At 58.4% G+C, this 6,248-nt stretch carries 7 protein-coding genes and 1 pseudogene; 5 read left to right on the forward strand and 3 right to left on the reverse strand.

The genetic code is table 11. The features are described from left to right. The first annotated feature begins 219 nt into the window (after positions 1–219). Complete coding sequence (locus tag AC1DRJ_RS17360; RefSeq protein WP_477803235.1) at positions 220–540, forward strand: hypothetical protein; 321 nt, start codon at positions 220–222, stop codon at positions 538–540. 85 nt (positions 541–625) lie between these two features. Here AC1DRJ_RS17360 and can read toward each other — a convergent pair whose 3' ends face one another. Continuing rightward, positions 626–1,270: a carbonate dehydratase gene (gene can, locus AC1DRJ_RS17365; RefSeq protein WP_477803236.1), complete on the reverse strand. Its 645-nt coding sequence runs from the start codon at positions 1,268–1,270 to the stop codon at positions 626–628. A gap of 141 nt (positions 1,271–1,411) precedes the next feature. Between can and AC1DRJ_RS17370 the strand changes: the two genes are divergently transcribed. Beyond that, positions 1,412–1,816, forward strand: coding sequence for a serine kinase/phosphatase (locus AC1DRJ_RS17370; protein WP_477803237.1), 405 nt, complete (start codon positions 1,412–1,414; stop codon positions 1,814–1,816). 130 nt (positions 1,817–1,946) lie between these two features. Here the strand turns inward: AC1DRJ_RS17370 and rimI are convergent, their stop codons facing one another. Together rimI and AC1DRJ_RS17380 are read right to left on the reverse strand one after the other, a co-directional pair. Then, entirely contained in the window at positions 1,947–2,399 is a 453-nt protein-coding gene (gene rimI / locus AC1DRJ_RS17375; RefSeq protein ID WP_477803238.1) for a ribosomal protein S18-alanine N-acetyltransferase, read from the reverse strand. Then, positions 2,392–3,132 carry an energy transducer TonB gene (locus AC1DRJ_RS17380; RefSeq protein WP_477803241.1) on the reverse strand — a complete coding sequence of 247 codons (741 nt, stop codon included), beginning with the start codon at positions 3,130–3,132 and terminating at the stop codon, positions 2,392–2,394. The genes rimI and AC1DRJ_RS17380 overlap by 8 nt, the downstream gene beginning before the upstream one ends. Positions 3,133–3,338: 206 nt before the next feature. On the opposite strand from AC1DRJ_RS17380, the gene mksB reads away from it, so the two are divergent. The 3 genes and pseudogenes from mksB to AC1DRJ_RS17395 form a co-directional block, all read left to right on the forward strand. Further along, entirely contained in the window at positions 3,339–4,616 is a 1,278-nt protein-coding gene (mksB, locus tag AC1DRJ_RS17385; RefSeq protein WP_477803239.1) for an Mks condensin complex protein MksB, read from the forward strand. Further along, positions 4,606–5,307 carry an Mks condensin complex protein MksE gene (gene mksE, locus AC1DRJ_RS17390; protein WP_477803240.1) on the forward strand — a complete coding sequence of 234 codons (702 nt, stop codon included), beginning with the start codon at positions 4,606–4,608 and terminating at the stop codon, positions 5,305–5,307. The genes mksB and mksE overlap by 11 nt, the downstream gene beginning before the upstream one ends. Then, positions 5,304–6,248, forward strand: a pseudogene (locus tag AC1DRJ_RS17395) (Mks condensin complex protein MksF); the annotation flags it as partial. The gene mksE and the pseudogene AC1DRJ_RS17395, both read left to right, overlap by 4 nt.

Genomic DNA, 6,248 nt, shown 5'->3' on the forward strand with positions numbered 1-6,248 from the left:
TGCCTTAACACATCAAAGATTGCACCTGCGGGGCAGGTGCAATCATTTACCCTGCTTGAGCGCCAAGTAAATGCCAGGATTTTTCCTACGTATAGGCTCGATTGCGCCTGACATGAAACTCGGTCAGATCCTATCTCCAAACAGTAAATCGCTGAGTAAACTCCGACAGCTCGAAGCTTATTAAAGTAAAAACTGCACTGACCAAGGATGAACAAGCACATGTCTTTAATATCGAAAACGCTGGAAGAGATGATTAATGAAATTTACCAGGACGGTAGGGTTTCAGTCGTTGAATACAAAAAACTGCGTGATGACGCCGACCGCCGTATGGACGCAGTCGTCCGCGAGTTCGGACTGCACAACAATCTGACCGCCCTTCAAAAAGCGATGGATGTAGTGATGCAATTAACGCAAACCGCCATCATTGATGCCAAAAAAGCCAAACTGACTGATACCGGAGAGGCCATCGTCAAGGATGCAGTATTTGCACAAGTCGAGTACTTGCGTGCTGGTACTCATCTGGCGTTGAAATTGTTGTAACGCTTCACTGGTTTCGAAGAAACACCCAACGCCGACGCTCAGCTGTTATTTCACTGGCGTCGGCGCAGTCCTGTGTTGAGAACCTTTACAACTTCTCGACCGGACGCAAACGGTATTGCGGCGGCAACTGCTCAAACCCACTGATCGTCGCGTTCAGGCTTTTCCAGCGCCCGTCCTTGATGCCGTAAATGCAGCCATGGATCGATAGTTTCTGCCCTCGATGCCAAGCGTTTTGCACAATGCTGGTATGCCCGACGTTCGCCACTTGCTGGATCACGTTCAGTTCGCAGAGACGGTCGACCTGCTCTTCTTCAGTCGGCAACTTGGCCAGTTCTTCGCGTTTCTCATAATAAAGATCGCGAATCGAGCGCAGCCAACCGTCGATCAGGCCCAGCTGGCGATCCTGCATCGAGGCGCGCACACCGCCACAGCCGTAGTGACCGGTCACCAGGATGTGTTTGACCTTGAGCACGTCCACGGCGTACTGAATCACCGACAGGCAGTTGAGATCAGTGTGCAACACCACGTTGGCCACGTTGCGATGGACGAACAGGTCGCCGGGCAGCATGCCGACGATCTCGTTGGCCGGCACGCGGGCGTCGGAGCAACCAATCCACAAGTATTCCGGCGTCTGTTGGCGGGCCAGCTTGGAGAAGAAGTCCGGATCTTCCTGCTTGATCGCTTCCGCCCAGCGTTCGTTGTTATCAATCAGATCTTGTAATTCGTTCATGCTGTAAAGCCTCAAGAATGATGCGCTGGTTTGACAGACAACCGCCCGTCGAGGTCACGCGCTTGATGCAAGTAGGGCCGGTGGAATTCTCAGAAGCCAAGTGGGTCAACCCTAGTAAGACCCACAGTATGAGGAATTGCCATGACTGATTCACGACGTCCGTTCGATGCGGCGCAACCCGAGCCGATTGACGACAACGAAGACCGCATGGGCTCAGTGCGGGAGCTGGACTTCGGCGAGGAAGAACCCAGCGGCAAAATCGGTGACGAGCTGCCGGAATCCGAGCGCGAGCGGCTGATGCCCAATGAGCGCGTGCGTGAAGCGGGCATGACAGGCGCCTCGACTGATGATCACGAATCAACCGACGATGACATGAGCCCGGAAACCTTAATCCACGAGGATGGTGCGCGGGATGCTCATGAAGCGGGTGACGGTGATCAGGCGGATTGGGATTTGAGCATTGTCGATGAAGATGACATTGGCGGGGGTAATGGGCTGGATGAGGCGGAGATGGCGAATCGGGATCCGATGGACGGGAATCGGTGATTTGTAGTGCCTGACAGGATGCCTTCGCGAGCAGGCTMGCTCCCACATTTGATCTGTGTCGGTCACAGAATTTGTGTGCCAAAAAGATCTAATGTGGGAGCTAGCCTGCTCGCGAAGCTTTTAAATCAGGTCAGTCGACCAGGGTGCAGGCCATGACCACGGCATCTTCGCGCCCACCTACCGCCGGATAATAATCCCGGCGCCGGCCAATCTCGTTAAACCCGTACCGCTCATACAGCCGAAATGCCGAGCGATTACTGTCACGTACTTCGAGAAAACACTCCCGCGCCTCAGCCTTGTAGGCAATCGACATCAAGTGCTCCAGCAGCGTCAAGCCCAGGCCACGGCCCTGATTCTCCGGCTTCACGGTGATGTTCAGCAAATGCGCCTCATCCAGAATGATCTGCACCACTCCATGGCCAACCTGCTGCTGACCTTCGAACATCAGCCAGATCTGGTATTTGCCTAGCCCATCGAGAAATATCCCCCGGGTCCAGGGATGGCTGTATGCCGCGTATTCGATTTTCAGTACAGCTTCCAGGTCCGCCTCAATCATTGGGCGGAACGATACAGCGTCACTCATTTGATTCTTTCCAGCGCGCCATCAGCCGACGCATGGCTTGCCAGACATCAGCCTTACGCTGTGGCTCTTCCATTAATAATTCCAGACCCGGCAGGGCCCAGACCGAGCCCAGGCCTTCGACCTGGAGTTCACGGTTGAATGATTCTGCGTTGGCCTCACCGGCAAAACGCACCGCCGGCAGGCCGATCAGCCACACGCAGACGCACGGGGCGTCTTCGATGCGGGCCGAGAGAAAACCCTGTACGAAGTCGCGCGCCGCTTCCGGGCCTTGATCCATGGTGCCGCGAGCCAGCAGCGGCCAGCGTACCGGCTCGCCGACGATTTGCGGGCTGTCCGGCAGACCGGCGGCGCGCAGCATGTCTTTGAGCAGCAGATAGGCAGGATCGCGGGTCTGGAACGTTTCGCCTGTGGGTAACTCCACCAGCAGCAGGCAGCGACCGGCGCGCAGCAATTGCAGGGCGAAGCGCGGTGGCGGCACTTGCACCGCCTTGGCGACGACCGGCGCAACCTCTTCTTCGACCTTGGCGTTGGTGCGCGTGCTGGCCAACGATGGGCGCGGCACCTCAATTTTCACCCGTTCGGCCGGTTTGACCACAGGCACCATGGGCGCTTCAACCACTGGAACCGGGGCCACTGGCGCCACGACCAACGGCTCGGGCATCTCCAGCAGTTCGGGACGCGAAGGCGCGGCAAAGGGCAATTCGGTGCGCGGCAGCCAATTGACCACCTGCATGGCGGTCAAATAAGCGCGGCGACGGGACTCGATAAGCAAAGGTCGGCCACTTGTGGATAACTAAAGTGCGGTGATTCTACCGCCCTTCGCTCAAGATCGCCCGCGCTTGATCGATAGAAAACCTACAGTCTGTCCCGAGAGTGAATCGCATCGCCCCTGATGCAGTACAATCGCGGCTTTTAATCGCCAACCAGCCGGCCATTCCGATGATCGAACCCAAGCGCGTCTTGCGCGCCCTCGCTGAACACTGGGCACTTCTGGAGCCACTGTGCGAGCACTTCGACCAAGGCACCTTGAGCCTCAACGAACTGCGCACGCAACTGGCCGTCCAGCAACTCGACAGTACGCCGCAGGACATCACCAGCCTGCTGGACGTGTGGATCCGCCTCGACATTCTGGTGCCCGTGGCGAAAAGCCCGAACCGTTTTGAACTCAATGCGCAGATCCACGACTTCCTCGCCTACCTGCGCCGTGAGCACCGCTTGGGCCTGTGCCTGGAAATCGAAGCCTATTTGCGCCATCTGGAACGCCTGGCCGGTTACATTCAGGACGCCTTCGATATACGCGATGGTCACGATCTGGCGCGCCAATTGCGGTTGCTCGATATGCGCGTACGCGACGTATTGAAGAAACTCGCCAATGACGAACAGGCGCTGGTGGCCGTCGCCGAACGTGCCAAAACCAGCGACCGGCAGATTCCGTTACGCCAGCGGTACGCCGAAGTGCTGGCGACCTGGGACGAATACGTCGAGCCGATGATTCAATTGGTAAACGCCGACGGTGCCTTCGAACAAGGCGTGCGCAAGGTCGAAAACGTCCTGCTGAAGATGCTCACCGAACAGCAGCGCCTCGGTCACTTGGTCGACGACGACATGCTGTTGCGCACCCACGCGCGCATCCTCGAAATGCAAACCAGCGCCCAGTTGACCCTGCGCCATGCCCGCGAACTGCTGCTGCCGCTGCGTGAAGAGGCCCGCCGCCACAACGCCGTGACCCGTGGCGCGGCGCTGGCCTTGTCGGCCATCCGTCGTAAAGGCATCGATGCGGTGCCGCAAGCCGCCATGCCGATGTTCACCCGACCGCAAAGTACCTTCCTCGGCAGCGCCAGTCAGGTCGAAGCCTACGTGTATGCGCTGGCCCGTTTCGAACCGAAACCGACGCGCTTCCCCAAGGCCCACAAGACCCAGAAAGGCGAAACACCGCGCGCGCCACGCACCGTTCGCGAAATGCTTGAACGCTGCGAAGACGCCCTGCCGATGCCGGACTTGATGACCTGGCTGCTGGAGCAGGAGCCGGACGGCGCGACCGACGAATTGTTGTACTGGTTCTCGCGCCTGTCGCGGGAGAAACGCTTCAAACGCGAGCGTCTGGAACGCCGCGATTACCACACTCATGAGCACCAGGTCAGCCTGCGCTCCTTCGCCCTGCTCTCGGCCGACGACATCGCCGCCGAGGATTCTGCGAGCACTCCCTATGCATCTTGATCTTTCCGAACTGTCCCAGCTGGCGCCGATTTTTCGCGAGCTGTTCAAGGGCTACCACGTCAGCCGCCGCGACCCGGAGCTGTACGCACAACTGTCGAATTTTCAGGACCAGTACCGCACGCTGTTCAAGGCTTTGGGCTTTGAATTGGTGTGCGACACCCGGGGTTTCTACTATTTCGTGCCGGAACTGGCCGCTGCGGCGGTGAACAAGACGGCGCAACGTCTGGCGCTGTTCACCTTCATCCTCGTCGAGCATCTGGCGGATCAGGGCCGTGACCCGGTTGCCGTGCTCGACGGTGGCAGCCTCGGTCGCGATGAGTTGCCTTCCTTGCTGGAAAAGTACCGCGACCTGTTCATCCAGGCCGAAGTGCAGACGGTCGAAGAACTCGAAGAAAAGATCATGCGCCGCATGACCCAACTCGGTTTCGCTGGCGAAGAAAACGRCATCTACCGTTTCCTGCCACCGATGCACCGCTTCCTCGATGTGTGCCTGTCGGTTCAGCAAGACCGTGATCTGGCGGCCAGTCTGCACAGCGTGTTGCCATTACCGGCGCCGGTGCTGATCGACGACGACAGCGACGAAAAACTATTGGAAACCGATGATCCACTGGACCTAAGTGACTTCGAAGAAGAAAGCGAAGAAGACGCCATGGCCCGCGCCATCGCCGAAGAACTGGAGACCGACGCATGAGCAAGGAACGCTACGGCATTCGCCGCTTTGCCCTTTTGAACACTGCCGGTTACAGCCTCGGCCTGTTTCCGCTGGAAGAACCGCTGTCGGTGTACGGCGCGAACAACCTCGGTAAATCCGCCTCGATCAACGCCTTGCAGTTCCCGATTCTGGCACGCATGTCGGACATGAGTTTCGGCAAGTACAGCCTGGAGCAATCCCGGCGTTTCTACTTCGCCTCGGACACCAGTTACATCCTGGTTGAAGTGTCGCTGCCCCACGGCCCGCACGTGATCGGTGTGGTCGGCCGCGGCCCGGGCGGTGGTTTCGGTCACCAGTTCTTTGCCTATGCCGGCAAACTGGATCTGGCGCATTACCAGAAAAACGATACCTGCCTGCGTCAGAAAGAACTGTTCACCAACCTTGAGCGCGAAGGTCTGAAAGCCTACGAGTTGAAGCCTGATGAGCTGCGGCGTTTGCTGGTCGGCGGTCATACCTCGATTCCGCTGGACCTGACGCTGATCCCGCTGCGCTCCACCAGCGAACAGAGCCTGAAGACGTTCCGTGCGCTGTTCATCAACCTGTTGCACATGCGCGAGATCACCGCGGCCAAGCTCAAGCAGCTGTTCCTCGATGCGTTTGAACATAGCCTGCGTTCCGGCAGCGTCGATTACATCGCCGCGTGTGAAGAAGCGTTCCGCGATGTACGACGCATGGAGCAGGATTACAACTCGCTGGTCACTGCCGGCCCACTGGTTGAAGCCCTGGCAGCAGGCGTAACCCAGCGCAATATCCTGCGCGGAAAACTGCACCGTATCTCGCCGCTGCTCGATTCCCTGCTCGGCACTTGGTCGGACTATGCGAGTGCGCGCAAGGAAGAACTGACGATTCAGGCCGAGCATTACCGCAACGAGCAAGACGCGCTGCAAAACGATCAGCGCGGCGGCACGCAAGAACTGATG

Source organism: Pseudomonas sp. P5_B2, from assembly GCF_056400445.1.

Bases quoted from the DNA above. Each gene is read 5' to 3' on its own strand.
- AC1DRJ_RS17360 (WP_477803235.1), top strand. From the start codon at position 220: ATGTCTTTAATATCGAAAACGCTGGAAGAGATGATTAATGAAATTTAC.
- can (WP_477803236.1), bottom strand. From the start codon at position 1,270: ATGAACGAATTACAAGATCTGATTGATAACAACGAACGCTGGGCGGAA.
- AC1DRJ_RS17370 (WP_477803237.1), top strand. From the start codon at position 1,412: ATGACTGATTCACGACGTCCGTTCGATGCGGCGCAACCCGAGCCGATT.
- rimI (WP_477803238.1), bottom strand. From the start codon at position 2,399: ATGAGTGACGCTGTATCGTTCCGCCCAATGATTGAGGCGGACCTGGAA.
- AC1DRJ_RS17380 (WP_477803241.1), bottom strand. From the start codon at position 3,132: ATGCAGGTGGTCAATTGGCTGCCGCGCACCGAATTGCCCTTTGCCGCG.
- mksB (WP_477803239.1), top strand. From the start codon at position 3,339: ATGATCGAACCCAAGCGCGTCTTGCGCGCCCTCGCTGAACACTGGGCA.